At 43.7% G+C, this 26,657-nt stretch carries 25 protein-coding genes; 2 read left to right on the top strand and 23 right to left on the bottom strand.

The features are described 5' to 3' along the window. Window positions 1-57 precede the first annotated feature (57 nt). From fabG to QR721_RS05830, 9 genes are all read right to left on the bottom strand, one after another. Window positions 58-798, bottom strand: a complete 741-nt coding sequence (gene fabG / locus QR721_RS05870) for a 3-oxoacyl-[acyl-carrier-protein] reductase (protein ID WP_348029522.1) — start codon at window positions 796-798, stop codon at window positions 58-60. Next, a complete protein-coding gene (gene fabD / locus QR721_RS05865) occupies window positions 791-1,741 on the bottom strand; it encodes an ACP S-malonyltransferase (protein ID WP_348029521.1) in 951 nt (316 codons plus the stop codon). The genes fabG and fabD overlap by 8 nt, the downstream gene beginning before the upstream one ends. Continuing rightward, a complete protein-coding gene (gene plsX / locus QR721_RS05860; RefSeq protein ID WP_348029520.1) occupies window positions 1,738-2,742 on the bottom strand; it encodes a phosphate acyltransferase PlsX in 1,005 nt (334 codons plus the stop codon). The genes fabD and plsX overlap by 4 nt, the downstream gene beginning before the upstream one ends. Next, complete coding sequence (gene fapR / locus QR721_RS05855; RefSeq protein ID WP_348029519.1) at window positions 2,726-3,316, bottom strand: transcription factor FapR; 591 nt, start codon at window positions 3,314-3,316, stop codon at window positions 2,726-2,728. The genes plsX and fapR overlap by 17 nt, the downstream gene beginning before the upstream one ends. 99 nt (window positions 3,317-3,415) lie before the next feature. Continuing rightward, window positions 3,416-5,449: an ATP-dependent DNA helicase RecG gene (recG, locus tag QR721_RS05850; RefSeq protein ID WP_348029518.1), complete on the bottom strand. Its 2,034-nt coding sequence runs from the start codon at window positions 5,447-5,449 to the stop codon at window positions 3,416-3,418. 4 nt (window positions 5,450-5,453) lie between these two features. Beyond that, window positions 5,454-6,350, bottom strand: coding sequence for an L-serine ammonia-lyase, iron-sulfur-dependent, subunit alpha (gene sdaAA, locus QR721_RS05845; protein ID WP_348029517.1), 897 nt, complete (start codon window positions 6,348-6,350; stop codon window positions 5,454-5,456). Between the two features lie 21 nt (window positions 6,351-6,371). After that, window positions 6,372-7,031 carry an L-serine ammonia-lyase, iron-sulfur-dependent subunit beta gene (gene sdaAB, locus QR721_RS05840; protein ID WP_348029516.1) on the bottom strand — a complete coding sequence of 220 codons (660 nt, stop codon included), beginning with the start codon at window positions 7,029-7,031 and terminating at the stop codon, window positions 6,372-6,374. 186 nt (window positions 7,032-7,217) lie between these two features. Beyond that, complete coding sequence (locus QR721_RS05835) at window positions 7,218-8,876, bottom strand: DAK2 domain-containing protein (protein WP_348029793.1); 1,659 nt, start codon at window positions 8,874-8,876, stop codon at window positions 7,218-7,220. Between the two features lie 83 nt (window positions 8,877-8,959). Then, a complete protein-coding gene (locus QR721_RS05830; RefSeq protein ID WP_348029515.1) occupies window positions 8,960-9,322 on the bottom strand; it encodes an Asp23/Gls24 family envelope stress response protein in 363 nt (120 codons plus the stop codon). A gap of 231 nt (window positions 9,323-9,553) precedes the next feature. Between QR721_RS05830 and rpmB the strand changes: the two genes are divergently transcribed. Beyond that, window positions 9,554-9,742, top strand: a complete 189-nt coding sequence (gene rpmB / locus QR721_RS05825; protein ID WP_348029514.1) for a 50S ribosomal protein L28 — start codon at window positions 9,554-9,556, stop codon at window positions 9,740-9,742. A gap of 92 nt (window positions 9,743-9,834) precedes the next feature. Here the strand turns inward: rpmB and spoVM are convergent, their stop codons facing one another. The 13 genes from spoVM to QR721_RS05760 all read right to left on the bottom strand — a co-directional run bounded on the left by spoVM (window position 9,835) and on the right by QR721_RS05760 (window position 24,376). After that, window positions 9,835-9,918 carry a stage V sporulation protein SpoVM gene (spoVM, locus tag QR721_RS05820; RefSeq protein ID WP_348029792.1) on the bottom strand — a complete coding sequence of 28 codons (84 nt, stop codon included), beginning with the start codon at window positions 9,916-9,918 and terminating at the stop codon, window positions 9,835-9,837. Window positions 9,919-10,048: 130 nt separating this feature from the next. Continuing rightward, on the bottom strand, window positions 10,049-10,702 hold the full coding sequence (rpe, locus tag QR721_RS05815; RefSeq protein ID WP_348029513.1) for a ribulose-phosphate 3-epimerase: 654 nt from the start codon (window positions 10,700-10,702) through the stop codon (window positions 10,049-10,051). 3 nt (window positions 10,703-10,705) lie between these two features. Then, window positions 10,706-11,587 (bottom strand): ribosome small subunit-dependent GTPase A, encoded by an 882-nt coding sequence (gene rsgA / locus QR721_RS05810; protein ID WP_348029512.1) that lies wholly within the window; start codon window positions 11,585-11,587, stop codon window positions 10,706-10,708. Next, window positions 11,588-13,594, bottom strand: a complete 2,007-nt coding sequence (gene pknB / locus QR721_RS05805) for a Stk1 family PASTA domain-containing Ser/Thr kinase (protein ID WP_348029511.1) — start codon at window positions 13,592-13,594, stop codon at window positions 11,588-11,590. Further along, window positions 13,588-14,349: a Stp1/IreP family PP2C-type Ser/Thr phosphatase gene (locus tag QR721_RS05800; RefSeq protein ID WP_348029510.1), complete on the bottom strand. Its 762-nt coding sequence runs from the start codon at window positions 14,347-14,349 to the stop codon at window positions 13,588-13,590. Before QR721_RS05800 ends, pknB begins: the two co-directional genes overlap by 7 nt. Window positions 14,350-14,394: 45 nt before the next feature. Beyond that, window positions 14,395-15,744: a 16S rRNA (cytosine(967)-C(5))-methyltransferase RsmB gene (rsmB, locus tag QR721_RS05795; RefSeq protein WP_348029509.1), complete on the bottom strand. Its 1,350-nt coding sequence runs from the start codon at window positions 15,742-15,744 to the stop codon at window positions 14,395-14,397. After that, the gene (fmt, locus tag QR721_RS05790; RefSeq protein WP_348029508.1) at window positions 15,741-16,685 is read right to left on the bottom strand and encodes a methionyl-tRNA formyltransferase; all 945 of its coding nucleotides are present in this window, start codon (window positions 16,683-16,685) and stop codon (window positions 15,741-15,743) included. The genes rsmB and fmt overlap by 4 nt, the downstream gene beginning before the upstream one ends. 24 nt (window positions 16,686-16,709) lie before the next feature. Further along, window positions 16,710-19,115, bottom strand: a complete 2,406-nt coding sequence (priA, locus tag QR721_RS05785; protein WP_348029507.1) for a primosomal protein N' — start codon at window positions 19,113-19,115, stop codon at window positions 16,710-16,712. Continuing rightward, a complete protein-coding gene (coaBC, locus tag QR721_RS05780; protein WP_348029506.1) occupies window positions 19,112-20,317 on the bottom strand; it encodes a bifunctional phosphopantothenoylcysteine decarboxylase/phosphopantothenate--cysteine ligase CoaBC in 1,206 nt (401 codons plus the stop codon). Before coaBC ends, priA begins: the two co-directional genes overlap by 4 nt. Window positions 20,318-20,389: 72 nt before the next feature. Beyond that, window positions 20,390-20,590 carry a DNA-directed RNA polymerase subunit omega gene (gene rpoZ / locus QR721_RS05775; protein ID WP_348029505.1) on the bottom strand — a complete coding sequence of 67 codons (201 nt, stop codon included), beginning with the start codon at window positions 20,588-20,590 and terminating at the stop codon, window positions 20,390-20,392. Beyond that, window positions 20,590-21,207: a guanylate kinase gene (gmk, locus tag QR721_RS05770; protein ID WP_348029504.1), complete on the bottom strand. Its 618-nt coding sequence runs from the start codon at window positions 21,205-21,207 to the stop codon at window positions 20,590-20,592. Before gmk ends, rpoZ begins: the two co-directional genes overlap by 1 nt. 37 nt (window positions 21,208-21,244) lie before the next feature. Then, the gene (remA, locus tag QR721_RS05765) at window positions 21,245-21,502 is read right to left on the bottom strand and encodes an extracellular matrix/biofilm regulator RemA (protein ID WP_348029503.1); all 258 of its coding nucleotides are present in this window, start codon (window positions 21,500-21,502) and stop codon (window positions 21,245-21,247) included. Window positions 21,503-21,727: 225 nt separating this feature from the next. Continuing rightward, complete coding sequence (locus QR721_RS05760; protein ID WP_348029502.1) at window positions 21,728-24,376, bottom strand: calcium-translocating P-type ATPase, SERCA-type; 2,649 nt, start codon at window positions 24,374-24,376, stop codon at window positions 21,728-21,730. Between the two features lie 101 nt (window positions 24,377-24,477). Here QR721_RS05760 and QR721_RS05755 point away from each other — a divergent pair, with 101 nt between their 5' ends. Then, window positions 24,478-26,196: an Rqc2 family fibronectin-binding protein gene (locus QR721_RS05755; protein ID WP_348029501.1), complete on the top strand. Its 1,719-nt coding sequence runs from the start codon at window positions 24,478-24,480 to the stop codon at window positions 26,194-26,196. Between the two features lie 23 nt (window positions 26,197-26,219). On the opposite strand, the gene QR721_RS05750 is transcribed toward QR721_RS05755, so the two are convergent. Beyond that, the gene (locus tag QR721_RS05750) at window positions 26,220-26,639 is read right to left on the bottom strand and encodes an organic hydroperoxide resistance protein (RefSeq protein WP_348029500.1); all 420 of its coding nucleotides are present in this window, start codon (window positions 26,637-26,639) and stop codon (window positions 26,220-26,222) included. Between the last annotated feature and the right edge of the window lie 18 nt (window positions 26,640-26,657).

Raw genomic sequence — 26,657 nt, 5'->3', positions numbered from 1 at the left:
TAATTCACCTCCCTTCAAGAAGTATAAAACAAGAAAGTCCTTCTTGTAAAACTACAATTACATGACCATTCCGCCATCTACATGAAGAGTTTGCCCTGTCATATAATTCGCATCCTCTGAGCAAAGGAACCGAACAACACGTGCCACATCTTCTGCCTGGCCAAATTTAGCCAAAGGTGTTAGTGTAAGCATCGCTTCTTTTTGTTCATCTGTCAGGACATCAGTCATGTCTGTAGCAATGAAACCTGGAGCTACAGCATTTACAAGAATGCCGCGTGAAGCAAATTCCTTGGCCGCAGTCTTTGTCAAACCGATTACGCCTGCTTTGGCTGCTACATAATTCGCTTGTCCAGCATTACCGCTAACTCCGACGATGGATGAAACATTGACAATGCGTCCGCTCTTTTGTTTCATCATCTGGCGTGCAACCGCTTTTGTGCAAAGGAATACACCTTTAAGGTTTGTATTAATGACCGCATCAAATTCTTCTTCTTTCATGCGCATTAGCAAATTGTCTTTTGTAATACCAGCATTGTTTACAAGAATATCGAGAGAGCCGAATGTATCAATCGTCTGCTTGATCATATCCTTGACACTTTCTTCATTCGCTACATCTGCCTGAACGGCGAAGGCAGAAACACCAAGCTCTTCAAGCTCCTTTACGACCGCTTCTGCTTTATCTGCGCTTCCTGCATAGTTTACAGCTACATTGGCTCCCTGTTTTGCAAGTTCTATTGCAATCGCTCGACCAATGCCGCGTGAGGCTCCTGTAACGAGTGCGTTTTTACCTTTAAGCATTTTGTGTCTCCTCCTTTAGCCATGCAGCAAGACCTTCCAATGTTTCCTTATCTTGAACAGCATAAGTTGGAATGGATTTATCGATCTTCTTAAGCAGACCACACAATACCTTTCCGTTTCCAAGTTCAACAAATCGGCTGGCACCCTTTTCAATCATCGTGCTAGCTGCTTCAGAAAATCGTACTGGAGAATAGAGCTGTTTAATTAGTAAGTCTTTTACTTCGGCAGCAGTTGAAACCGGTGCTGCTGTAACGTTTGCAAACATAGGTATTACAGGATCTTGAATTGTAATTCCTTCAAGTTCTGCAGCAAATTTTTCACTTGCTGGTTTCATAAGACGTGAATGGAATGGACCACTGACAGCAAGCTCTTTAACACGCTTGGCACCAGCTTCCTTAAGAACGCTTTCTGCTTGTCCAATACCTTCTTTACTTCCCGAGATAACAATTTGTCCAGGACAGTTAAGGTTCGCAACATCAACAGGCTGATCTCCGGAAATCTGTTCCAAAGCTGCTTCTACCTTTGCTTGTTCCAGACCTAGCACAGCAGCCATCGCTCCCTGACCTTTCGGATATGCCTGTTCCATAAGCTGACCGCGTTTCTGTACAAGTCTAATTGCATCTTGGAATGAAAGTGCGCCTGATGCAACGAGAGCACTATATTCACCAAGACTATGACCAACTGCCATATCTGGCTTAATACCGTATTCTGTTAATACACTATGTACTGCAATGCTTGAGAGCAGAAGTGCGGGTTGAGCATTCTCGGTTGCTTTAAGATTTTCTTCCGGACCATTAAACATAAGTTCCGATAACTTCATGCCAAGCAGTTCGTCAGCTTCCTCATAAAGCGCACGCACAATTGGATATGTTTCATAAAGTTCCTTGCCCATGCCAACACTTTGTGAGCCTTGACCAGGGAACATGAATGCGATTTTGTTCATTCTGCTTCCTCCTCAACTTTCATGGATTCAATCGTCGTTTTTATAATACTGGAAATCTGATTGTCTGCCATATACTGCGCCTGTTTAATCGCGTTGAAAATTGCACGGCTGTTCGACGAACCGTGTGCTTTCACAACAGGGGCTGCCAGTCCGAATAAAGCCGCACCACCATACTCTGAATAGTCCAGTTTATCTTTAATGCCGCGCAAATCCTTTTTAATAAGGCTTGCCCCGATTTTTGCTTTCGCTGATGACATTAGAACTTCCTTCATCAACTTCATAACGGACATTGCTGTTCCTTCAACTGTCTTTAAGGCTACATTTCCAGTGAACCCGTCAGTGACAACAACGTCTGCCACTCCATCCAACAGGTCACGTGCCTCGACATTTCCAACGAAATTGACTGGGGCCGCTTCAAGCAAACTGAATGCGTTCTTTGTAAGGTCAGTTCCCTTCCCATCCTCAGTTCCAACGTTTAGAAGCCCGACAGTCGGATTTTTAATACCACGGACTTTTTCCGCATAAATTGATCCCATGACGCCATATTGCAGCAGATGCTGCGGTTTGGCATCAACATTCGCCCCAACATCCAGAAGCATAAAACCTTTCCCGTCCACTGTCGGCAAAGTAGGGCAAAGTGCAGGACGGTCAATGCCTTTGATACGTCCGACGATAAACAGCCCAGCAGCCATCAAAGCACCGGTATTGCCCGCTGAAATACAAGCATCAGCACGGCCTTCTTTCACTTCCTGTGCCATGAGAACAAGAGAAGCGTTTTTCTTCCTCCTGATTGCACGCGCCGGCTCATCATCTGCGGTGATCATCTCTTCCGTATGGATGATTTCTATGTTTCTAGTATCGGACAGATATGGGGCAATCTGCTTTTCATCACCGATTAGTGTGATTGTAAGATTGTCCATCTCTTTAACAGCATCCATTGCACCTGAAACGATTGCTTTCGGTGCGTTGTCTCCGCCCATTGCGTCAATTGCCAACTTCATCAGAATCTTCCCTTCGTTCGCTTGAATGATACATATGAAATTGCCCTTTAAAAACGAGCTCAGAATCAACAAAGCTTTCAACTTCGACCATCGTCAAATTACGTTCACCCAATTCTTCTACATGGGCTTTTGCGACAACCCGCTCTCCTTCAAGAACAGGACGTGTAAATTTTACAGTTGATTTAGATGTAAGTGCGAAGGCATCATTGATTACGGCGACAGCAAGCGAATTGGCCTGTGCAAACAAATGATGTCCCCTTGCAATTCTATTCTTAGAAAAAACATGCTCTTTGCCGATTGCCAGTATAGAAATAGCACGCCTGCCCAGTTCAAGATCAATGATTTCTCCAATGACATCCTCTATGGGCAGAGCTTTTACAGTCTCTTTCCATTTCGATTTGGCAACGGATTTAATCCTTTCTCGCAGTTCAGGAATACCCAGTTCAAGTCTATCAAGGCGAATCGTTTGTATACTGACTCCAAACATACTTGCAAGCTGGTCATCAGTAACAAATGGTGTCTTCTCTATCATTTTAACTAGTTCTTTTTGACGTTCTGCTTTGCTCTTTTTCATAAAAAACGCACCGTCCAAATATGCAAGTTCAATAGATTTAAGACTTGGTACTAATAGTAATATATATGAACTTTTTGGCAGATGCAACAATTGAAGCCGTCAATCAAGTTTTTCTGAAAAAGCTTTTTCTTTCTCCAACTCTTCAGCAATCAAATTGAATTCTGGATCTTTTTCCAGCAAATTCTGTTCGATAATTTCGTAAGCATCTTGCCTTGCTGTTTCCAAAGCCCGATAGTCGTGTATCATGTCGGCAATTTTGAACTCTGGTAATCCGCTCTGCTTTCTACCAAAGAAGTCCCCCGGCCCACGCAACTTGAGATCCTCTTCAGAAAGAACAAAACCGTCATTCGTCTCAGTCATAATACGCATTCTTTCTTTACCTACTTCTCCTTTGGGATCAGCAATGAGGATACAGTAGCTTTGCTTGTCTCCTCTACCTACACGTCCGCGCAATTGATGAAGCTGTGACAGACCAAATCGCTCTGCGTCATAAATCACCATAACGGTTGCATTTGGAACGTTCACACCGACCTCAACAACTGTTGTTGAGACAAGAATCTGGATCCGATTCTCCTGGAACTCTTGCATCACTTCGTCTTTCTCTTGTGCTGTTAGACGGCCATGCATCAATCCGACCTTAATATTTGAAGGGAAGTAAGTGACAAGCTGCTGATGCAGATCAACAGCGTTTTGAATATCAAGCTTGTCCGACTCCTCAATTAATGGACAAATGACATATGCCTGTTCTCCCATGGAAACATGCTTTTGAACAGACGCCAATATTTTGGGAAGTTCGTTATCCTTCATCCAAAATGTTTTAATTTCCTTACGTCCGGCTGGCATCACATCGAGTACAGAGACATCCATGTCACCAAACGCTGTTATGGCAAGCGTCCTCGGGATCGGGGTTGCTGTCATGAAGAGTACATCCGGATGAAGTCCCTTTTCTCTTAATGTACGACGCTGTTCGACCCCGAAGCGATGTTGTTCGTCCACAATAACAAGTCCGAGATCGGCAAAAAACACGTCATCCTGAATCAATGCGTGTGTCCCGATGACTAGATCAATTTCGCCATTCTGCAAGTCTGCAAGAAGTTCTTTACGTTTCTTCCCTTTAACTGAACCGGTAAGCAGTTCAATTCGTGCAATATCTCCGAATAATCCGCGTAATGATTGCACATGCTGCTCGGCCAGGATTTCAGTAGGAACCATTAATGCTCCTTGTTTACCCGCAGTCATATTCGCATGAAGGCAAATTGCCGCAACTGCTGTCTTTCCTGAACCAACATCCCCTTGAAGAAGTCGATTCATGCGATAAGGAGCCTGCATGTCCTTCAAAATCTCTTTCACAGCTCGTTCCTGGGCTGTTGTTGGCTGGAATGGAAAGCTATTAATAAAGGAACTTAGCTCTTCCTTATCTACTTTCTTTGCATTACCCTCTGTTGATTCTCTAAGCGTTTTACGCAGCCATTGCATCTTCAATTGAAATAAAAGAAACTCTTCATAAATAAAACGGCGCCTCGCATGTTTTAATGCAAGCCTGTTTTCGGGGAGATGTAAGGAACTGATCGCTTCCAGGCGTCCAGGAAGTTTATAGCTTTGCAAATAACGGGCAGGCAGCAATTCCTGTATATCCTTCCCATATGACTTAAGTGCTTCAGCAATCAATTTTTTCAACTTGGCTGTTGTTACATCGCCCTTCGCTGAATAGACAGGTCGAATATCATCTGACTGCCGAGCCTCACCTTTGTGAAAATGGGTTGCTGTAAGCTGCAGCCGATTCGCATCCCATTTGCCTGTCAAAGTAACAATGTCGCCTGGCTCAAGCTGATTTTTTAGAAATGCGCGATTAAACATGACGACTTTAATGGCAACATGTTCTGCCTCTATTGTCAGAGTAAGACGCGACTTTTTTTTGCCATAAAAACTGAGGGAAGGAGCATATAGCACCCTTCCCTCAATCGTCGCCTGTTCATTATGAACCAATTCACTAAGTGGTTTGATTTCATGAATATCGTATCGGTACGGAAAATATTGCAAAAGATCTCCTATAGTATTGATTTTCATCAAAGCGAGATCTTCTGCCATTTTCTCGCCAACACCTTTAATTTCTGTAACAGGCACGTTCAGCATGCAATCACTCGCCCATCAACTGAGCAGTCATGCCAAAGATCTTCTCTTGCAGCATGCGTCCTGTAGGTGTAGCTGCAAGTCCACCCTCACCTGTTTCACGTAATGTAGACGGCATGGATAGACCAATTTTGTACATGGCACCGATTACTTCATCACATGGAATTCGGCTTGTTACACCTGCAAGTGCAAGGTCTGCAGACATGATAGCCAATGTTGAACCGCCCGCGTTTCGTTTGACGCATGGCACCTCGACAAGACCAGCAACCGGATCGCATACAAGTCCAAGCATATTCTTCATTGTCATTGCAAAAGCTTCCGCAGATTGCTGTGGCGTACCTCCAGCCATCTCAACGATTGCAGCTGAAGCCATAGCTCCTGCAGAACCGACTTCAGCTTGACACCCGCCAGCTGCACCAGCAATAAATGCATTATTCGCTACAACAAATCCAAATGCACCTGCTGTGAACAAATAGCGAATCATCTGATCTCGTGTCGGGTTGAGCTGACTCTTAACAGCAAACAATGTGCCTGGTACACAACCTGCACTTCCTGCTGTAGGAGTAGCACAAATTGTACCCATAGCGGCGTTAACTTCATTTGTACCCATCGCTTTTGATACGGCATCCATAATAAGATTACCTGAAAGCGGCATTTTTTCTTTCATGTATTTCTGAACAAGGACAGCATCGCCCCCTGTAAGACCAGTTACAGACCTTACACCCTCACCTTTGAGCGCATCTTCAATCGCCTGTTCCATAACTGTCAGGTTGCGCTCCATTTCGGCGTAGACTTCTTCGCGTGTTTTTTCTTTAACTTCCATTTCCTGAAGAATCATCACTTCAGAAATAGGAATATTCTGTTCTTCGGCCATTGCGACCAACTCCGCTACATTGCGAAACATGGGCAGGCTCCTTTCTATCTATTAATTAATCTGTGAAACAGAGATGACACTATCCAACTCTCTGATCTCATCCATAATCGTTTCGCTGATTTTACCGTCTGTTTCAATAATCATCAAAGCTTCCTTGCCGACTTCTTTACGGTTAACTGCCATATGTCCTATGTTGAGCTCATTTGCCGCGAAAATCTGCGCTACTTTAGCGATAGCACCGAAACGGTCATTGTGCACAATAAGAACTGCTGGGTTCGAACCTGAAAGCCTTAATTCAAAGCCATTCAGTTCCGTGATTTCCATCATACCGCCACCGATAGAAATACCTACAACTTCTATCTGTTCTGTATCATTGCCTATTATGAGACGAGCGGTATTCGGGTGTTCAGTGCTAGCTTCGTCTTCAATAAATTCGATTTCAAGTCCCTTTTCTTTCGCGATATCGAGTGCTTTGCTCATTCGCTTATCGTCTGTATCAAATCCGAGCAAACCGCCCGCAAGTGCAAAGTCTGTTCCATGACCTTTATAAGTTTTTGCAAAAGATCCATACAGATGTATGCGCGCCCATGTCGGTTCCTTACCGAAAAAGTCGAGTGCAGCTTTTCCGATTCTGGCAGCGCCGGCTGTATGAGAACTGGAAGGCCCGATCATGACCGGTCCAATAATGTCGAATACTGAATTGTATTTCATGGGCATCTCACCGCCTATTAGTTTTTGTTTTTTATAATAATTCCATTTAACAGTATAACAGAAAGATCTGAAAACGCCATACTGCTTTTTAATTATGATCACAAATTGATTGGAAACAAAATTTCTCCCAATGGACATTTACATTACTTAAATCCAGTGGGAGAAATTCCTGATCATATTATAACATTATTCGACAGCAAAAATATAGGAGTATATCGGCTGATTTCCTTCGTGTATTTCTACTTCAATATCAGAGTTCAGCTCTTCAGCTGTGCGGGCAAGTTTTTCCGCCCCTTCAAGTGTAGTACCTTCACCAAATATAATGGTTAGGATCTCATCATCTTCAGTGATGAGCATATGAAGCAGCTGTTCAGCCGCATCTTGGCAACTGTCTGCTGATGTTTTAATGGAACCGTCTGCAATTCCCATAAACTGTCCGCTCTTAATCTGAAGCCCTTCAATCGTTGTATCTCTTACGGCATGAGTAACTTGTCCGGTCTTTACATGTGCGGCAGCAGCAGACATCATTTCCACGTTACGCTCTATTTCCATATCCGGATTAAAGGCGAGCATAGCACTGATTCCTTGGGGTATCGTCTTTGCTGGAACTACCTTAGCCGGCAGCTCAGCAAGTTCAGCCGCCTGTTCAGCCGCCATGACAATATTCTTATTATTCGGCAATATGATTACCTGCTCAGCATTCGCTCCAGCGATAGCTTCTGCAATATCCTGTGTACTTGGATTCATCGTCTGGCCGCCTTGTATAACATTAGCACCAAGATTTTCAAAAAGATTGCTAATACCATTTCCCATTGCAATGGCAATAACTGCATATGCCGTCTTTTCGGCCGGAGCCTGTTCCACTTCCTTATTACCAATGATAGCCATATGCTGTTCACGCATATTCTCAACCTTAATATTGATGAGGCTGCCATATTGCTGGCCAAGGGTCATCGCTTGTCCTGGGTATTCAGTATGTACATGTACCTTGGCAATCTGCTCATCAGATGCGACGAGCAATGAGTCTCCTTGTTCAGCAAGTGCATTGCGGAATGCCGTTTCATCATAGGGATGCTGAGCAAGCTTTTCATCGTCAAACTTAACCATGAACTCAGTACAATAACCATACTTGATGTCTTCTGTATTCATGAAATCTTGAGCAACTCTATGATGCTCGGCATTTACAAGCTCCTCAATAGCTACCGTTTCACTCTCAGCTTTTGGAGCTTCCCCCTTAAGAGAAGCGAGAAAGCCTTCATATATTGTAAGAAGACCTTGTCCACCTGAATCGACCACTCCAACTTCTTTCAATACAGGAAGAAGTTCAGGCGTTCGCTTCAGAGCTGTCCGAGCACTGTCAACGACTGTTGCCATAAAGACGACCATGTCCTTTTCAGTAAGTGCCGCTTCTATTGCTGATTCAGCAGTCTCACGTGCCACTGTCAAAATTGTTCCTTCAACTGGCTTCATGACTGCCTTATATGCTGTCTGTACGCCAGCATCAAGAGCAGCAGCAAACTGAACTGTATCCGCTTCCTTGACATTTTCCAATTCCTTTGCAAACCCTCGGAATAGCTGGGAAAGAATAACACCGGAATTCCCTCTAGCTCCCATCAATAGCCCTTTTGCAAAGGCTCCGGCAACAGCTCCTACTGACGTTGCCGGCTGATGTTTCACCTCTTTTGCTCCGGATGTCATTGAAAGGTTCATATTCGTACCAGTATCGCCGTCGGGTACTGGAAAAACGTTCAACTTATCAATATAATCTGCATTCTGGGCCAGATTCGCTGCCCCCATTTGAACCATCTGGGCGAGCTTCTCGCCAACTAGCTTGTCAAGCGACACATTATTCACTCCCAATCTTTTTGGCATCCCGCATTAGTGCAGGATGCCAGAAGCTCCGGATCTCTCCAAAGCTATTTGCCTTGCTAATTTTTCGCTACGCGTACACCTTGAATAAAGATATTAATCGAATCAATTTCAAGACCGAGCGCCTGTTGCAGCATATACTTTACCTGCGCTTGGACATTATGAGCCACTTCTGAAATCTTCGTTCCATAACTGACAATTATAAACATATCTATATCAAGACGATTATCTTTCTGTCTGACGACGATGCCACGCGAGAAATTATCCTTCTTTAATATCTCGGCAAGACCGTCTTTGATTTGACTTCTGGAAGCCATTCCAACGATGCCATAGCACTCAATCGCCGCACCGCCCGCTATGGCGGCAATCACTTCATTCGTTACTGTAATGAGACCGTCTTCAGTGTTCATCTCAATGGACATGGAGATGTCCCCCTCCTGTAAAGTGATGAGCAAAGCGCATACAATCATACCTTATTTTACTACATCCAATCTATGTTTAAAAGAATTGTTATTCTCCACTTCTATTCAGTTTTCCTATCTGTCAAGAATATTTCCTTTATAGATCATCGAAAATCAATTGCATTATGAAGTCAATTATGATAAATTGATTAAGTATTGTCATTTGATCACGATAGAGCAGGAGGGATTACATTGGCTAGAAAATGTGCAGTTACAGGTCGTAAAACACGTACTGGAAACCAGCGCTCCCACGCTATGAACGCGAACAAACGCAGCTGGAAAGCCAACTTGCAGAAAGTCCGCATTATGGTTGACGGAAAGCCTAAACGCGTATACGTTTCAGCTCGCGCCTTGAAATCAGGCAAAGTTGAACGCGTCTAATAACAGACAAATGTAAAGAGCACCCTCTGGGGGTGTTTTTTATTTTTGAATGAAAAACGAGCCCCTGCCAATTTTGGTTGGGGCTCGTTTTTCTACTTTTCTTTTTTGAACATTCCCATACAAACACGGACGAATCCGCCGATAAAACGTGGGAGCTTTATTGTATAAAATTTCATGAGTCCCGCCTCCTTGTTCAAGCGAAGCTAGCGAATTTGCAGATTCTGCATCGCTCTATATTTCAAGGTATGCGGGGGTGTCCATAAAAAGCACTTTTCATTTCTTTAATTTTGGTTGGACGAAAAGCATTTACTTTGTCGCATCAATAATAGAAGATATCGCCTCTTTGCGATTCTCTTTATTATATACGGCACTTCCTGCTACAAGTACATCTGCACCGAAATCTGTGCAGATCTTTGCTGTATCTGTATTCACTCCGCCATCTACTTCAATTTCAAAATCGAGATTCATCTCCTTGCGCCACTCAGCAAGCTGCTTGATTTTCTCTGCAGCTGAATGTATGAAGGACTGCCCGCCAAAACCAGGATTTACCGTCATGACAAGAACCATGTCTACATCAGGTAAAATACCTTTGACCAATTCCGCAGGTGTAGCAGGATTAAGAACAACACCAGGTTTTACTCCGTTATCACGAATCAACTGAATCGTCCGGTGCAAATGCGGACATGCTTCCTGGTGCACTGTAATGATATCTGCTCCAGCTTTGGCAAATGCCGGAATATACTGATCGGGGTTTTCAATCATCAAATGTACATCAAGAGGCAATTGTGTCACAGGACGAATAGCATCTACAATTAGTGGGCCAATCGTAATGTTTGGCACAAAATGCCCATCCATTACGTCGACATGAATATAGGCAGCTCCGCCTGCCTCTACGTCTCTAATCTCATCGCCCAACTTGGCGAAATCAGCGGACAAAATAGAAGGTGCAATTTTAACCATAATCTAGTACCTCGGCTTTCTAGTTTGGATTTCTTCCAGGAAACGCAAATAATGTTCGTAACGGTGGATAAAGATGTCTCCCTCTTCTACCGCTTCCTTCACGGCGCACCCCGGCTCTTTATGATGAAGACAGCCACGGAATTTGCAATCTGCCGACAGTCTATCCATCTCTGGGAAGCAGTCCGACAGTTCAACAGCATCTAACTCTTGGAAGTCAAGTGAGCTGAATCCAGGTGTATCAGCAATGAGCCCGCCAGCAATATCAATGAGCTCAACATGGCGAGTCGTATGTTTCCCGCGTCCCAGGCTTTCAGATATTGCATCCGTCTTCAGTAAAAGGCCGCTGTCAAGCGCATTGAGCATGGACGTCTTGCCAACACCCGACTGACCGGCAACAACAGATACTTTTCCAGTTAGATGCGGGTGCAAATACTCTTTTCCATCCGGATCTTTAGAAGAAAGCAACTCAACAGTATAACCGATTTTCTCGTAGCCTGTTTTATAATTTTCAATAGCTTCTTTCTGTTCCGGTGATGTTAAATCCATCTTCGTTATAAAAATAAGCGGCATGATCTGTTTGCTTTCCACAAGAACAAGAAAACGATCAAGTAACAGCGTGCTGAAGTCGGGTCTGACAGCAGAACAGACAATGATCGCCTGGTCTATATTCGCGATGGGCGGACGAATGAGTTCATTCTTTCTGTCCATTATCTCAAGAATATAGCCTTCATCTTTCGTTTCGGCTTCAAATTTCACGAAATCACCAACGAGTGGACTTACTTTTCTTTTTCTAAAAACGCCGCGTCCACGACATTGTATAACCTCGTCGCCGCTCTCTACATAATAAAAGCCGCTAAGCGCCTTGATGATCCTGCCCTCTTGCATTTATTCACCTTCCTCATAAGATACATTCTTATCCATAATCAGCTGTTCGTCGCGCGTTACCTTATATTCTGCTGACTTGCCCTGTTCAATTTTCAATTTAATTGTAAAATCCTTATCTGCAGTAATATCTTCTTCAATTGCGACGTCATCAATATTACGGTCTTTGTCGCCAATATAAATTTTAACCCGCTGTGGGACTGCATTATTGGTATTATTGTTTTCTTCCTCACTTGAAGTCTCCTGCTGATCTGTTGAGAAAGGTACAGTGAAGGTAATCTCTTTCTCTACAGGCTTTTTCTTCTTTGGTCCTTTTGAGATGTAAACTTTAACCGTTGAACCAAGCTCCAAGTTCGTACTTGCTACAGGTTCCTGACGTATGACCTCCCCCTTGGGAATTTCTTCAGAATGTTCGTCATGTGGATCAATTTTCAATCCATTTCCAGCCAAGTAATCTGCTGCTTCATCTTCTGTCATGCCACGTAGACTCGACAAACTGACGAGTTCAGGTCCTTTGCTTATTTCAAAGATTACATTTGTTTCGGAAGGGACAACTTCCGTATTGGCATCAGGCTGGATCTGCCTGAGAATCTGTCCTACAGGCTCTTCAGAAAATGTCTCATAGGCGATTACGTCTTTGTAACCTTCCTTTTTCAGCTTTTCTTCCACATCAGAAAATTGTTCGCCTTTGTAATCAGCGAAACGTTTCTTTTCTTTTCCCTGACTTACATATATCACGACTGTCGAATTCTCTTTAATTTTCGATCCTTTTGCAGGTTTCGTCCTAATGACAAATCCTTCTTCTATTTTATTGGAATAGGCATATTTTCTCTCTGCTTTAAGCTTGCGCTTTTGCAGCAGCTCAACTGCTTCTTCGTATTCCTTGTTCTCGAGATTCGGTACTGTTGTATCCTTTGGAGCTGTCAAAATTGGATATGCGATAGCAACAGCAACCCCTGTTAGGAGCAGAAATAGAAAAATGGAAATCAGGATGAACCATTTTTTCTTCTTTGAACGTTTTTTCTTTTTAGGAGACTTGACGTCATCTTTGGACTTTGGAACAGCAGCCTGATGAATAATTGTTTCGTCCATAGATTGGTCTGATCGCATCGCCTCTGTAATGACTGGGAGTACTTTAGTTTCCTCACCGGGTTCTACAGGCGGCTCATACTTTGGTTCGTTAAGCCGCTCTTCTTCCAAAGCTACACTTAATGCGTCATCCATTTCCTGAACCGTTGCATATCGATGTAATGGGTCCTTTGCAGTTGCACGAAGAACGATGTTTTCAACGCTTTGCGGCACTTCCGGATTTATATCCCGAACAGAGGGAGTATCATGTTGCAAATGCTGAAGTGCAATGGCAACTGGAGACTGCCCAGAAAATGGTAACTTACCAGTCAGTAGCTCAAACAGGACAATCCCAAGTGAATAAATATCAGATTTCTTCGTTGCAATGCTCCCTCTAGCCTGCTCAGGTGATAAATAATGAACCGAGCCTACAATTGAATTCGTTTGAGTAAGCGAAGTCGCACTAAGCGCAAGAGCAATCCCGAAATCTGTCACTTTAACTTGGCCATGACCATCTAATAGAATATTCTGCGGCTTGATATCCCGATGGACAAGTCCATTCTCATGTGCATGCTCAATAGCCGCGAGAATTTGTTTCATAATATCAAGTGCTTCTTCGACTTCAATAGGGCCATGCCGTTTTATGTATTCCTTTAAAGTCATTCCATCCACATATTCCATAACCATGTAGAGCATTTCTTTTTCTTCGCCAACATCATAAATATTGACGATATTCGGGTGGGCGAGGCTTGTAGCAGATTGTGCTTCTCGGTCAAAACGGGCGATGAATTCCTGGTCGTTTGCGTATTCAAGCCGCAAAATTTTAATTGCAACGTTGCGTTCCAGTATTGTGTCCCATGCAAGAAGCACATTCGCCATACCACCGCCGCCGATTGTTCGTTTAATCAGATAGCGATCGCCAAGCAGGTGGCCTTCTAGCATTCATTGTCACCTGCTTCCAAAGCCTGTCCATGCCGGATCAGTGCAAGTGAGATATTATCCTCCCCGCCACGCTCATTGGCAAGATTGACAAGTGCCTGGCCGCCTTTGGTCAGATCCAGTTCTTCTTCCAACATTAATTTCAACTCATCTCCAGACAGCTTGTTGGAAAGCCCATCTGAGCAGAGCAGCAATGCATTACCTGATTCCCATTCAATCGTTCTAATGTCCGGCTTCACCTGTTCTTCCGTTCCAAGAGCTTTTAACAGAACATTTTTTCGCGGATGATGTTCCGCATCATTTTTCGTAATTTGTCCCACTCGAACAAGCTCATTTACAAGTGAATGATCTTCTGTTACTTGCCTGAACCCATTTTCATTCAGGAGATAACAGCGGCTGTCTCCGATATGAGCAATTGTTGCAAAGTCTTCCAGACAGATGGCAACTACAATTGTCGTACCCATCCCGTGGCACTCTTCTTTGCCTTTGCCATATTCGAAGATTTCCTTATTCACCTCTTCAATCGCATTTGCAAGCCAGTTCTCCACTTGCTGCGGACCGCCTCCATGCACAAGTTCTTCCCATTTGCCACGGAGCAGGGAAGTCGCCATGCCGCTAGCAACGTCTCCCGCTTGATGGCCACCCATGCCATCAGCGATAATAGCTAGAAGTTCACCTTTTTGATTAAAGAAAATCCCACCAGCATCTTCATTATGACTTCTGATCTGGCCACGGTCTGTTAAAAAAATCCCTTCCACTCGCTTCACCTCTGCGTTATAGGTCATCTATTCAGGATTACCCGTTCAGCCCTGCTTCTTACACAACCGGACTAGGAAAAAACCATCTGTGCCAAATGACTGTGGAAAAAGCTGCAATCCGTTTTCAGATATGCCTTCAGCTTCTATCACTGGTTCTGGCAGCTCTTTAAAAAACTGCTGATCAACTTCAAAATCCGAATGCTTCTCAAGGAACTTCTGAACAATCTCTTCATTCTCCGCCTTGTCCACAGTACATGTGCTATATACAAGCTTTCCGCCTTTTTTAAGGAGCGGAGCGATGCTATCAAGAATATCTTCTTGGATTCTTGCCAGATTGTAAATATCTGATTCTTGCTTGTTGTATTTAATATCCGGCTTTCCTCGTACAACGCCGATGCCAGAACATGGTGCATCTACAAGAACTCGATCAAAACTTTCTGGAGAAAACTTATCCTGCAATTTACGGGCATCGTGGCCTTCTGCCGAGATGATTGAAAGCCCCAATTCTCCAGCTTTGTTCTTTACAAGTTTCGCTTTCTTATCATGTATGTCAAAAGCAAAAACTTCACCGTCATTTTGCATTTTTTCAGCGATATGCGTCGTCTTTCCTCCTGGTGCACTGCAAGCATCCAGTACTCGCATGCCAGGCTGCACATCGAGCATTTCCCCTACAAGCATGGAGCTTTGATCTTGTACCGTAATCAAATGTTCCTTAAACAGGCGGGACTTAAGGATGTTTCCTTTCTCTACAATGATTCCCTGTTCTGAGAATAGAGAAGGTGAAACTTCATACCCCTCTGCTTTCAGTTCATTTAATGCATCTTCCCGCTTTATTCTAAGCGGCTGCACACGCACTGTTAGCGGCCTTTTACGAAGGTTTTCCATTCCCATTTCCAGAGCTGTGTCATAACCATATTCCTTGACCCATCGTGAAATAAGCCACTCAGGGGTACTTGTCTCAATAGCTAATCGCGTAACTGGATCTGAAATTTTTTGAACGTCTGGCATTCCTTCACGCTGCACAGTTCTAAGAACACCATTAACAAGGGAAGCTATTCCTTTATGTCCCCGCTGCTTGGCAATCTCAACAGCTTCATGAATAATTGCATGGTCTGGAACACGATCAAGATAAACCATTTGGTAAATTGACATGCGCAACAGATTAATAACCCATTTTTTCATCTTTGAAGGATTTTTTACATAAGATTCAATTACATAGTCCAATGTCAGCCGGCGCTGAACAGTACCGTAAACAATCTCAGTAAGCAAGCCCTCGTCTTTTGAGTCAATCTGGCCAGACTTGATTACATTGTCTATGAGCAGATGGCTAAAGCCTCCCTGTTCAATGCGTTCCAGAATATCGAGCGCTCCATTTCTCAGCTTATATTTGCTCATTTGCTTTCACCAAGAATGGTACCGGGCTGAAGGATAATCTTGCTTCCTTTTAAGTAATCGTCCGTATTCATTCTCTTCTTTCCAGCTGGTTGAATCTCTATCAAATTGACCGCCTGATTGTCACCGCAAGCGACTGTAACAGTACCATTTTCCACAGAAGTGATTTCGCCAGGCTTCCCACTATTACTCGTTTGAATCGGCTCTACAGCCCAAATCTTTATGTTTTGACCTTCACAGGCAGTAAATGCCACAGGCCAAGGTCTTAAACCGCGTACTTGGTTGAATATTTCTTCAGCTGTGCGCGTCCAATCGATTTTCTCTTCGGAACGTTTAATATTGGAAGCAAAAGTTGCCTTGCTCTCATCTTGTGGAATAGCCTCTACGTTACCTTCGAAAAGCTTAGGCAATGTATTAAGTAATAGTTTGGCTCCAATTTCGGATAACTTTTCATGTAAGGTACCTACGTCATCATTCCGTTCAATGACAAGTGACTGCTGAGATATGATGTCACCAGCATCTAATTTCTCGGCCATATACATGATTGTAATGCCTGTTTCTTTCTTTCCTTGGAGAATCGCATAGTGGATTGGCGCCCCTCCGCGCAGCTCGGGCAATAAAGAAGCATGGACATTGACGCAGCCATAGTCCGGCAAATCAAGCAGTTCTTTCGGCAAAAGCTGGCCATATGCAGCAGTTACGATAAGGTCAGGTTCCACTTCTCTAATCGGTTCCCAGTCTTCCTTTAAACGCTCAGGCTGAAATACGGCAATGCCAAGTTCCTCGGCTGCAGTCTTTACAGGCGGAGGTGTTAATACTTTCTTTCGTCCTTTTGGGCGGTCGGGCTGTGTAACAGCAAGGACAACTTCATAATCGGAATTCGCCAGAGCCTGAAGTACCGGAACTGAAAAATCCGGAGTGCCCATGAATACGATTTTTTTCAAACAAATTCCTCCTTATGGAATAGCCTACATCATGTTGTAAGGATCCAAATCTATTTTTATTTGCAAATTATCTTTTTTAACCTTTTCATCGTGTTCGCGAATAGCCTTTTCAATCAGTCCTCGCGCTATGCTTCTGTTTTTGTATTTTACCATGCATTGAAATCGATATCTATCTTTCACACGAGGGACTGGGGATGGTGTTGGACCGAGCACAATGAGCTCTCCCTCACCAGCACCTGAAAGACTCTGCACAATTTGTCTTGCCGTCTGCATCGCTACGATTTTGTTCTCATGAGATACTGTCATTAGTGCTAGGAAGACGTAGGGCGGATAATGGAATGTTTTACGCATCCGCATTTCTCTGTTAAAAAAACCGTGAAAGTCATAAACGCTTGCAAGCTCAACGCTGTAGTGATCCGGTGTATATGTCTGTACAATCACTTCACCTGGAAGTTCATGACGACCAGCACGTCCGCTTACTTGAGTCAACAGTTGAAAAGTTCGCTCTGATGATCGGAAATCAGGCAGATGAAGCATTGAGTCGGCAGTAAGCACGCCGACAAGTGTTACATTCTCAAAATCCAGCCCTTTCGCGATCATCTGAGTACCTAGCAGGATATCTGCTCCACCTTCCGCAAATTGGTTCAATAAGCGTTCATGGGCACCCTTTTTCCTTGTCGTATCAACATCCATTCGTATAATACGAGCTTCAGGCATAAGCTGTGTTAAAGCCTCTTCAACACGCTGTGTCCCTGTTCCAAAATAGCGGATAGCATCACTATCACATTCAGGACAAACAAGCGGCATTGGCTCTTCATATGAACAATAATGGCATTTCAGCTGGTGGCTGTTCTTATGATATGTCAAAGCGATATCACAGTGCGGGCATTCCTTCACATGACCGCAGTCACGGCACATAACAAATGTTGAATAGCCTCTTCGGTTAAGAAGCAGAACAATCTGTTCGCCTTTGGAAATCCTTTCATCCATCTTCTCCTTCAGCTTACGGGAGAACATCGTACGATTACCTGCATGTAATTCCTCTCGCATATCTACAATCTCTACATCCGGGAGAGGTTTACCATTTGTGCGTTCGGTCAATTCTGCAAGTTTATATACACCTTTTTTTGCTCGTGCGTACGATTCCAAAGTAGGTGTCGCACTGCCAAGAACAACTGGGCAGCTATGATTATTCGCTCTATGAATTGCCACATCGCGAGCATGATAGCGCGGTTGATCTTCCTGCTTATAAGTCGTCTCATGTTCTTCATCCATGATGATGATTCCAAGATTTTCAAAAGGTGCGAACACAGCCGAGCGTGCACCAACGACTACTTGGACGTCTTTACGCTGAATCTTTCGCCATTCATCATATTTTTCACCAGCAGAAAGAGCACTGTGCATGACTGCTACTCTATGGCCAAAACGCCCTTTAAATCGGTTGACCATCTGCGGAGTAAGCGAAATTTCCGGCACAAGTACAATCGCTTCTTCACCTTTTGCCAGCACTTTTTCTATCGCTTGCAAGTAAACTTCCGTTTTGCCGCTGCCTGTTATGCCGTGAAGCAGAATAATATCATGTAAGTTCTGATCTACTGCACTATTAATTGGCTCAATCGCCTTTTTTTGTTGGTCATTCAGTTCATGTGGAACCGTCCTGGCAAATGCTTCATCATCATAAGGATTGCGCAGCACTTCTTTTTTAAAGCGGCGGAGCAGTCCTTTATCGACCAGCGTCTTAACCGTTCCCGACGTGGTATCAAGCTTTTTCAAAAGATCACTCTGTACAACAGGCACATCATTTTCCAGAAAGTATTCGAGCATCTCCTTCTGTTTAACAGCCTGCTTTGTCAAATCAGCGACCGCTTCCTCAAGCTTATAAAGCTCTGCCACGCGCTCAACCATAGTGACTTGCTTTTTCGTTATGCGTGATTTCACTATATAGTTTATCTCAACATCCCCACGGCGAATTGCTCGCTGTAAAGCAGCAAGGTCTCCTTGTGCTTCGCCCAAATCCTCTTCAGTCAAAATATCACGTCCGGCGAATTGCCGTTCAAGCTCCGTCTCAAGATGATCTGAAACACGTATATATTCTTTTTTGTATTTAGATTTGAGAGCCTGGGGAAGCATTGCCTGAAAAGCTGTTATATAAAGACAGAGTGTCTCCTCAGCCAGCCATTTTCCAACTTCAAGCAACTCTTTTGTAAGTGCCGGTATGATATCAAGACATTCAATAATACTTCGCAGCTTCTCGTGTTCAGAGTTTTCTGAGATACCAGCTACAAATCCCATGATTTTTCTTGGTCCAAACGGAACAAGTACACGCATACCCGGTTCAATTACTTCTTCAAAACGCTCTGGAACAAGGTAGTCAAAAGTCTGATTGATCGAACTTGATGGAACATCGACAATCACATTAGCGATTTTCACTTTGTATCACCTGGCAATTCGCGCTTAATCAGATTGAGAATGTCATGAGCCATCATTTTTTTGCTGGATAGCGGGAGATTCTTTTCTCCCAATTCTTTACTTATAAAAGTAGCTATATTCGTATCATGTCCAAACCCAGCTCCCGGCTCAGCAACATTGTTGATAACAATAGCGTCCAGATTTTTCTTTTGAAGTTTTTCACGTCCGTATGCTAGAGCATTGGATGTCTCTGCAGCAAAACCGACCAGAAACTGATTTTGTTTTGCCTCTCCAAGTGACTTGAGTATATCTCTAGTTCTTTCCATCTCAATAGTAAGATTACCAGGCTGTTTTTTCATTTTCTCATTCGATCGGATTTTCGGACGGTAGTCGGCGACAGCGGCCGACTTGATAACGAGGTCAGATTGTTTAAAATGAGAATGTATTGCCTCGTACATTTCTTCAGCCGTAGTCACGTCGACTCTCGTAATGTTCGGATGGTTTGCTGTGAGTGATACTGGACCAGCGACCAATGTCACACTGGCACCTCTTTCAGCAGCTGCCTCCGCAAGTGCGAAGCCCATTTTCCCGGTTGAATGATTCGTAAAAAAGCGCACTGGATCAATTACTTCCCTTGTGGGACCGGCAGAGATAAGAACTTTAAGTCCTGCAAAATCTTTTTCTCTGGAAAGATATACACGCAAATCCTCAACAATCTCTTCCGGCTCTGCCAAGCGGCCTTTTCCAACATGTCCACAAGCAAGATACCCAGCACCAGGCTCTAAAAGCTGCATGCCCATATCAGCAAGAACACGCATGTTACGTTGTACAGCAGAGTTGGCGTACATATTATCATTCATAGCTGGCGCTATAAAAATTGGTGCTTTTGTTGCAAGCAGAGTAGTCGACAGCATATCATCAGCAATGCCATTTGCAAGCTTGCCAATCGTATTGGCAGTTGCCGGAGCAACGAGAACTAGGTCAGCCCAATCAGCGAGTTCAATATGAGCAATTTGGGATGGGTCAGGCTCTTCAAATGTATCCGTATGTACTGGCTTACCGGTTAGAGCCAGAAAAGCTTGAGGAGTAAGGAACTTCAGTGCGCCGCCTGTCATAATAACACGAACCTCAGCCCCTGCCTGAACAAGCCGGCTGGCAATGGTGCAAGCTTTATATGCTGCAATTCCGCCTGATACCCCGAGAAGAATCTTTTTGCCTATCATCTTACCGCCTCCTCAATAAAATGTTCACATACAAAGAAAAACCTCGCCAACTTTCTGCGAGGTACTTACAAATCAATCTTTGGAATGATCAATATACAATTTGCCGGCATTTACTTCTTCAAGTGCTCTGCCAACGACTTTATGCGAAATTGGTTTCTCGATGAGAGTGTTCTTCACGTCGCTCATCTCTCTCGCTCTTCTTGCAGCTATTGTAACAAGTGTATATTTTGAATCAATCTTTTCAAGCAAAGCATCAATTGATGGTTCCAGCATTATAGTTCAGCCTCCAATATTTTCTTATAATCTGCTTCAATCCGCTCGCGTCGGCAATGTTCACTGGCAATGATTGCTTGTACTTTGTCGACAGCACGCTGGACTTCATCATTCACAACAACATAATCGTAAGCATGCATCATTTCAATTTCATTGCGTGCTTCTCTCAGTCGATTGAGAACAAGCTCTTCTGATTCTGTACCCCGACCTAGAATGCGGTTTTTCAGTTCATCAAGGCTAGGCGGGAACAGGAAGATGAAGACGCCTTGCGGGAAGCGCTTCTTCACTTGCATGGCTCCTTGTACCTCAATCTCCAAAAAGACATCCTTACCAGATGCCAATGTCTCCTCAACATATTTCCTTGGAGTGCCATAATAGTTGTCTACATATTTGGCATACTCAAGCAACTCGTCCTGCTCAATCAATGTTTCAAACTCTTCACGGCTTTTGTAGAAGTAGTCAACACCATCCACCTCGCCTTCCCGTTTATCACGGGTCGTCATGGAGATTGAATACTGCAAATCTGTCTTTTGTTTGAACAAGTGTTCCCTTACTGTTCCTTTACCGACACCTGATGGGCCGGAGAGGATGAACAATATACCTTTTTGTTCGATCAATGCTATCCCTCTTTTTTAACTTAATTCTATCTTGCTCTTACTCTTCGTCCTCTTCATAGCTCAGAACGCGCTGTCCAACGGTCTCCGGTTGAACAGCGGAAAGGACAACATAATCACAATCTGTAATAATGACTGCTCTCGTCCGTCTCCCATATGTAGCATCTACCAGTTTATTATTCTCTCTTGCCACAGTAATAATACGTTTGATCGGTGCAGATTCCGGCGAAACAATCGAAATGATCCGATTGGCAGAAACGACATTGCCGAAACCAATATTAATCAGTTGCAATCCCATGTCTAGCAGGCCCCCGTTCCTATCTCTATGCCCGGCTTTTAGCCAGGCCCGGATAGCCTGGCCAATCTGTCGGCTTACCATTTGCTGCTTGAAAGTCGGTCATTTACTGCTTGAATCGTTATTATAACATGTAATTGTCAGTTTTGCTCCTATTTCCTCTGTTATTCTTCAACAGAGGATTCATACAAAAAACCGGCTTCTTAAATAGAAACCGGTATTACATCATTATTTTTTCGTGAAGCCGAACAATGCAGTTGGCAATGCCGCACAGCCAAGAATTAGAAGCCACTCTCTGAGACCAAGTTCCATTGTATGGAAAATCGGCTGAAGCGGCTGCCAGTAAATGACGACAGCTAGCAATGCAACAGATGAGATCACAGCAAACACGAGATAAACGTTTTGCAGTGGATTACGGGCAAAGACTGAGTGGTCGCTGCGGCAATCGAATACATGTATCAACTGCGCCATAACAAGAGTAGCAAATGCGACAGTACGAGCGTATGTGAGCTGGTCAGGGTTGTTCTGATAGCTGATTATGAAAGCGATTAGCGTAACAATCCCAATCAGAATCCCACGGCTTATAATTTTAAAACCGAGTCCGCGGGAAAATATACCTTCTCTAGGATTGCGCGGTTTCTTCTTCATGACGTCACCTTCAGGCTGGTCAAGCCCTAGCGCAATAGCTGGCAATCCATCAGTAACAAGGTTTACCCACAGTATCTGAACCGGAACGAGCGGTAGAGGCATGGAAAGCAAAATCGCAAACAGCATTACAAGAATTTCGCCGACGTTTGATGCAAGCAAGTAACGGATGAACTTCCGTATGTTCTCATAAATATTCCGACCCTCGTGAATGGCAGATTTAATTGTTGCGAAATTATCATCCATTAAAACTAACGAGGATGCTTCTTTTGTTACATCTGTTCCTGTGATACCCATACTAATTCCGATGTCACTCGCCTTTATTGCCGGTGCATCGTTTACACCATCTCCTGTCATGGCGACAATATGACCTTTATCCTGGAAGGCATTTACTATTTTCAATTTATGAGCAGGTGTGACTCTGGCAAAAACATACACATCATCAATAACAGTTGCAAGTTGCTTCTCTGTCATTTCATTCAATTCCTTGCCTGAGACAACTTTACCACCAGATGGTAAAATGCCAATCTGTTCAGCTATCGCCTTGGCAGTCAGTTCGTGATCTCCTGTTATCATGACGGTTTTAATACCAGCTTCGCGGCATTCCTTGACTGCTCCTGCTACTTCTTTGCGTGGCGGATCAATCATTCCGTACAGACCGATGAAAGTAAGATCTTTTTCAAGCATGGAAGCCTCTCCAAGCTGTCCTTCAGGCAGAGGTTTCACAGCAATTGCCAATGTGCGAAGCGCTCTCGAAGCCATTTGATCGATCGCCTGTCCAACTCTTTGCGGTTCTTTCAGAAGTTCTTTTCCTCTTTCTCCAAGTTGGAAAGAACATCTTGGGAGAAGCACATCAGGCGCACCTTTAACAATAAGAATCCGCTCTTTCTCCGGACCTTCTACAATGACACTCATTCTTTTACGATCTGAATCAAAAGGATACTCCCGGATTGTTTTATACATTTCAGCAGCCTTGTAATCAATACCGGCTTTGCGTGCTGCAATAAGCAATGCTCCATCAGTCGGATCGCCGCTTACCAAATGCTTCCCTTTTTTAACTTGCAGCTCAGCATTATTACAGATTGAACCATATAGGAGCATCGCTTCCAAATTCGGTGATGAACTAACGTCACGTCCACTTGAGTCAAGGAACTTCCCGGCAAGATCATAACCATCCCCGGTTACAGAGAATTGGCGATCATTCAAGTAAAGCTCCTTAACTGTCATGCGATTTTCCGTAAGTGTTCCTGTCTTGTCCGAACAAATGACAGAGGCACAACCAAGTGTCTCGACAGCAGACAGTTTACGGACAATTGCTTTTTTGCGAATCATTCTCTGAACACCTAGAGACAAAGCTACAGTAACAATTGCCGGTAACCCCTCTGGAATTGCGGCGACGGCAAGTGATACCCCGGCAAGGAACATATTATAAACTGGATGCCCTTGAACAATACCCAGGACTACGACAAGTACAGTGAGGCCAAGTGCTACAGCTATAAGAATCTTTCCAAGCTCAGCCAGCTTGTATTCAAGCGGTGTGGCAGTCTTCTTTGCCGTGGACATTAATGTGGCGATTTGGCCCATCACTGTGTCCATTCCAGTTGATGTAACAATCGCTTTTCCGGATCCTTTCGTAACGAGCGTGCCCATAAACGCCATATTCGTCTGATCTTGCGCTTCAAGACCAACCGTTCGAATTGCTTGATCACTCTTCAGTACAGGAAGCGATTCTCCTGTAAGAGCAGATTCTTCGGTTTCGAGTCCTTTTGTCTCGATGATGCGCATATCAGCGACAATTCTATCACCGCTTGAAAGCTTCACAACATCACCAGGCACAAGGTTTTTTGATGGAATCTGTTCCCAGGCCCCTTCCCGTAGAACGGTAGCGACCGGAGCCGCAAGCTCTTTCAACTTTTCTAGGGACTTTTCGGCTTTCTGCTCCTGAAAATAGCCAATTAATCCGTTTACAAAGACGATGACCATGATTGCGATCGCGTCTACATACTCCCCTAGCAAGCCAGATATGAGCGTCGCCGCCAAAAGGACGATGACCATAAAATCCTGAAATTGTTTCAGAAATATGAGCCATCTAGAAGTCTGCTTCTCGCTGCTCAAAACGTTTGGCCCGAATTTCATGCCTCGTTTTTCAGCTTCCTTGTCAGCGAGCCCTTTTTGAACATCACAGGCGAGTTTCTTCTCCACCTCTGCTTTCCCAAGCTGGTACCAATTCACTTTACATTCCCCCGTTGTCAATACTGTTCTTCATGACCCTTAAGGGATATGTATGCAGCCTTGTCCACAATCATGCTATAATGCAGAGCAGAGGTGATCGCATGCCATTTGATGGAATCGTAACAAGAGCTGTTACCGGAGAACTTGCAGAAATGCTAACCGGGGGCAGAATTAATAAAATATACCAGCCTTCTCCTACAGAAATTGTTCTGCAAATCAGGGCAAAAGGCAAGAACCGAAACATGGTCGTATCTGTTCATTCGAATTATGCGCGGCTTCACTTGACAGGTGACAAATTTGCCAATCCTCAAGAACCACCGATGTTTTGCATGGTGTTGCGCAAGCATCTTACTGGTGCTGTTATTCAGGAAATCCGTCAATTCGGAATGGAACGTATTGTCACCATGGAAATGCAAGCCCGTAATGAAATAGGAGACATTTCGACCAGGCAGCTTAATATAGAAATCATGGGCAAACATAGCAATATTATGCTTGTCGATGCTGATAAGAACAACATCATTGACAGCATAAAACATATTTCCAGTGCACAGAATCGGGTTCGTTCCATTTTACCTGGCCAGCCCTATGTACTTCCACCTGCCCAGGAAAAAGTAAATCCGCTCGAACTGGATGGCGAAGGATTTATCCGCCTCATTGACTTTAACCAGGGGCGAATCGACAAACAGATCGTGAGCAATCTGACTGGTTTCTCGACTGTGATCGCCAAAGAGCTCGTCTCACGAGCAGGTCTTGGAGAGAGAAGTAATTATGAACGTGCATTTCTGGAAATGAAACAGCAAATTGAAGAAGGCAATCTTGACCCGTCCACTTATATAAACGGGGATAAAGAAGATTTTCACGTTTTAAATCTTACGTCAGTTAAAGGTGAAAAAGAAACTTTTGCGGATGTACAGACAATGCTAGACCAATTTTATTCCGGTAAAGCTCAACGTGACCGGGTTCGTCAGCAGGCCAAAGATTTGCATCGTTTCCTTAAAACAGAGAAAGAAAAGAACGAACGTAAGCTTGTAAAACAGGAGAACACAATACAAAAGTCAGAGGACGCAGAGAAATATCAACGTCTCGGTGAACTGTTGACAGCGCATCTCCATCTCGTAAAACAAGGAGATAGATCAGTTGAGGTGACTGACTATTATGATCCTGAACAAAAAAAGGTGACTATTGAACTCAATCAACAAAAGAGTCCAAGTGATAACGCTCAAAGTTATTATAAAACCTACCAAAAGCTAAAACATTCAAAAGTTCATATGGAAACCGAAATGAAAAAGACGAAGGCAGAAATCGATTATCTCGATTCCTTGCTTCAGCAAATAGACAGTGCGCGTGTTGAAGATCTTGAGGAAATACGTGAGGAATTGCTGCAAGAAGGCTATTTGAAGAAAAAAACTACGACAAAACAAAAGAACAAGTCACAAAAACCGGAGCCAGAACAGTTCGCTGCTTCAGATGGCACAGTAATTTTTGTAGGTAAAAACAATAAACAGAATGATCACCTTACAAACCGGATTGCCCGCCGAGATGAAATCTGGCTGCATACAAAAGATATACCAGGCTCCCATGTTATCATCCGCTCTGAAGATCCGAGTGAAACAACAATCCTGGAAGCAGCTCAACTCGCAGCTTGGTTTAGTAAGTCCCGTGAATCTTCTTCTGTTCCTGTAGATTACACAAAAGTTCGACACGTTAAGAAACCGAGTGGTGCGAAGCCTGGTTTTGTAACCTACGATAATCAAAAAACAGTGTTTGTAACACCTGAAGAAAGAAAAATTAGAGAAATGAAAGAAGCTGGCAGGAGCTAACTAAGCTCTGCCAGCTTCTTCTATTATTTTGCAATTGGATGAAGTTTGACTTCAATATTACCACGTGTTGCTTTTGAATAAGGACATACTTGATGAGCCGCCTCTACAAGTTCTTCTGCCTGTTCTGGGCTCACTCCATTAATCTCTACATATAAATCTGCCTGGATCTTAAAACCACTATCTGCATCATCTTCGAGAAATCCAATTTCAGCTGTTGTTTCCGAGTCTATTGTAAGGCTCTTCTTCTTTGCAACTTTATTCAGCGCACCATCAAAGCAAGCGGAATAGGCAGCTGCAAACAATTGCTCCGGATTTGAACCTTTAACATCACGTTTACTAAGGGGGTTCACTAAATCAAAATCAATTAAACCATCGTCAGATTTAACATGGCCATCACGTCCATTTTTCGCAGTTGCTTTTGATGTAAAGAACACTTTTCCCATATCGCAACACCCTTCCTT

The organism is Aciduricibacillus chroicocephali, from assembly GCF_030762805.1.
In the GTDB taxonomy this organism is placed as follows: domain Bacteria; phylum Bacillota; class Bacilli; order Bacillales; family Amphibacillaceae; genus Aciduricibacillus; species Aciduricibacillus chroicocephali.
Note: the sequence above shows the minus strand (reverse complement) of the source record. Positions and strands in the feature narration are given on the sequence as shown.

Coding starts and splice junctions, on each gene's coding strand:
- coaBC (WP_348029506.1), bottom strand. CDS start 20,317: ATGATAGGCAAAAAGATTCTTCTCGGGGTATCAGGCGGAATTGCAGCA.
- rpoZ (WP_348029505.1), bottom strand. CDS start 20,590: ATGCTGGAACCATCAATTGATGCTTTGCTTGAAAAGATTGATTCAAAA.
- rpe (WP_348029513.1), bottom strand. CDS start 10,702: ATGGTTAAAATTGCACCTTCTATTTTGTCCGCTGATTTCGCCAAGTTG.
- fabG (WP_348029522.1), bottom strand. CDS start 798: ATGCTTAAAGGTAAAAACGCACTCGTTACAGGAGCCTCACGCGGCATT.
- remA (WP_348029503.1), bottom strand. CDS start 21,502: ATGGGATTGCAACTGATTAATATTGGTTTCGGCAATGTCGTTTCTGCC.
- recG (WP_348029518.1), bottom strand. CDS start 5,449: ATGCTGAACGTGCCTGTTACAGAAATTAAAGGTGTTGGCGAGAAAATG.
- fapR (WP_348029519.1), bottom strand. CDS start 3,316: ATGAAAAAGAGCAAAGCAGAACGTCAAAAAGAACTAGTTAAAATGATA.
- rsmB (WP_348029509.1), bottom strand. CDS start 15,744: ATGAGCAAATATAAGCTGAGAAATGGAGCGCTCGATATTCTGGAACGC.
- pknB (WP_348029511.1), bottom strand. CDS start 13,594: ATGCTAGAAGGCCACCTGCTTGGCGATCGCTATCTGATTAAACGAACA.
- sdaAB (WP_348029516.1), bottom strand. CDS start 7,031: ATGAAATACAATTCAGTATTCGACATTATTGGACCGGTCATGATCGGG.
- QR721_RS05755 (WP_348029501.1), top strand. CDS start 24,478: ATGCCATTTGATGGAATCGTAACAAGAGCTGTTACCGGAGAACTTGCA.
- fabD (WP_348029521.1), bottom strand. CDS start 1,741: ATGAACAAAATCGCATTCATGTTCCCTGGTCAAGGCTCACAAAGTGTT.
- plsX (WP_348029520.1), bottom strand. CDS start 2,742: ATGAAGTTGGCAATTGACGCAATGGGCGGAGACAACGCACCGAAAGCA.
- QR721_RS05830 (WP_348029515.1), bottom strand. CDS start 9,322: ATGTCCATTGAGATGAACACTGAAGACGGTCTCATTACAGTAACGAAT.
- spoVM (WP_348029792.1), bottom strand. CDS start 9,918: ATGAAATTTTATACAATAAAGCTCCCACGTTTTATCGGCGGATTCGTC.
- sdaAA (WP_348029517.1), bottom strand. CDS start 6,350: ATGTTTCGCAATGTAGCGGAGTTGGTCGCAATGGCCGAAGAACAGAAT.
- QR721_RS05750 (WP_348029500.1), bottom strand. CDS start 26,639: ATGGGAAAAGTGTTCTTTACATCAAAAGCAACTGCGAAAAATGGACGT.
- rsgA (WP_348029512.1), bottom strand. CDS start 11,587: ATGCAAGAGGGCAGGATCATCAAGGCGCTTAGCGGCTTTTATTATGTA.